This window comes from Arthrobacter sp. efr-133-R2A-120 (assembly GCF_030209835.1).
Taxonomy (GTDB): Bacteria; Actinomycetota; Actinomycetes; order Actinomycetales; family Micrococcaceae; genus Arthrobacter.
Genome location: NZ_JARVRF010000080.1, coordinates 1 through 1,520 on the forward strand (window position 1 = coordinate 1; position 1,520 = coordinate 1,520).

A 1,520-nucleotide genomic window follows, 5' to 3' on the forward strand; every position below is an offset into this window, starting at 1 on the left:
CGCTCATCGTCAAGCTGGTTGTGAGTCATTCATTACCTGTTGATTGAAGGAGCCGGCGATGGCCGTTGATAGCAAGGGTTTTACGCGTGAAGAGATCCGTGAGTTCATGCATGAGTACTATTTGCAGCCGCACGGGACGAGGAAGGTGTGGCTGGCCTCGACGTCGGTTTCGGAATGGACGTTCCGCAGGTGGCGCAAGATGATGGTCCAGGGCGATATCGACCGTGGCCTGATTCCGCGGGAGCATGGAGGCATGGTCCCAACGAATCGTGAGCTCTCCGCGTTTGAAAAAGCACGCGCGAAGGAAATGGCTGCCCACCGTGCCGAAGTCGAAAAACTCCAGAAGCGGGTGCAGGAGCTGGAGGATACGAATTCCGCGCTGGGAAAAGCTATCGGGCTCTTGCACGAGTTGAGCGTGCCCGAGCCCGATACAACCCCGACGAGCGCTCAGAAGGATTCATAGCGGCCGAGAACAGTCTGGTCTTGGCGCTGCATGTGATCACCGGCTCCCAGCGGACAGCGCTCGTGCTGGCGGGCGTGTCGCGCGGGACCTGGCATTACCGGTTCAATCCCCGTCCGGCGGTGCAGGACCCGATCCACCAGAGCGACCGGGCCTACGAATCCCGGATCAGCACCGCACATCAGGACCGGATCCTGGGGCTCATCCTGGCCGGCTGGGAGAAGGGCAACTCGGTTGACCATTCCTTCGCCACGGCCTGGGACAACGGCGTGCTGCTCGCCTCCAACCGCACCTGGTGGCGGATCGCGGCAGAGTACGAGGACCAGCAGGCCCGCCCAACCATCCCGCGCAAGCGTGGGGGCACGCGTGGTTCTCTTGAGAAGCCGGTGCTCAAGGCCTCCGGACCCTGCCAGGTCTGGTCCTGGGACATCACCGACGTCTATTCCAAGTGGCAGGGGAAGGTTTTCAAGGTGTACTCCATCATGGACATCTTCTCCCGGCAGATCGTCGGCTGGCGGGTGGAGGAACGCGAGTCCGACCACCTCGCTGCGGACATGTTCAAGACGGCCATCGCCCGGCACGGCGCCCCGGACACCGTGCATGCCGATTCAGGCCCGGCCATGAGATCAAACCTGCTCCGTGAGACCCTCACCGCCCACGGCGTGGAAGTCAGCCATAACCGCCCGTACGTCTCCAACGACAATCCCTTCTCGGAGTCAGGGTTTCGAACGATGAAATACCGGCCCGGCTACCCCCGGACCTTTGACGATCTCAAGGCTGCCAGGGAGTACCTCACCGGCTATGTGCACTGGTACAGCACCGATCACAAACACTCCGGCATCGCGCTGTTCACACCATCACAAGTCCACGACGGCTCGTGGAAAGAACTCTGGAACAAGCGAGACAAAGTCCACCAGGACTACTACGAACTACACCCAGGAAGATTCCGCCAACGACCCAGCACACCAGCCCCCGCCACACACGCCGGGATCAACCTCCCCCAGACCAAAACACCCCAAAAACCAGCCCAGTGACTCCACACAGCTTGACAACTTTCGCG

General features: G+C 61.2%; 2 protein-coding genes. Both read left to right on the forward strand.

Annotation, left to right across the window (positions count from 1 at the left end; translation table 11 throughout):
* The first annotated feature begins 58 nt into the window (after positions 1 to 58).
* The gene (locus tag QRN52_RS23820; protein ID WP_264637180.1) at positions 59 to 463 is read left to right on the forward strand and encodes a hypothetical protein; all 405 of its coding nucleotides are present in this window, start codon (positions 59 to 61) and stop codon (positions 461 to 463) included.
* 20 nt (positions 464 to 483) lie between these two features.
* Positions 484 to 1,494 (forward strand): DDE-type integrase/transposase/recombinase, encoded by a 1,011-nt coding sequence (locus QRN52_RS23825; RefSeq protein ID WP_284756340.1) that lies wholly within the window; start codon positions 484 to 486, stop codon positions 1,492 to 1,494.
* Positions 1,495 to 1,520 lie beyond the last annotated feature (26 nt).

Excerpts from the sequence above, each read along its gene's own strand:
- QRN52_RS23820 (WP_264637180.1), top strand. The coding sequence starts at position 59 with ATGGCCGTTGATAGCAAGGGTTTTACGCGTGAAGAGATCCGTGAGTTC.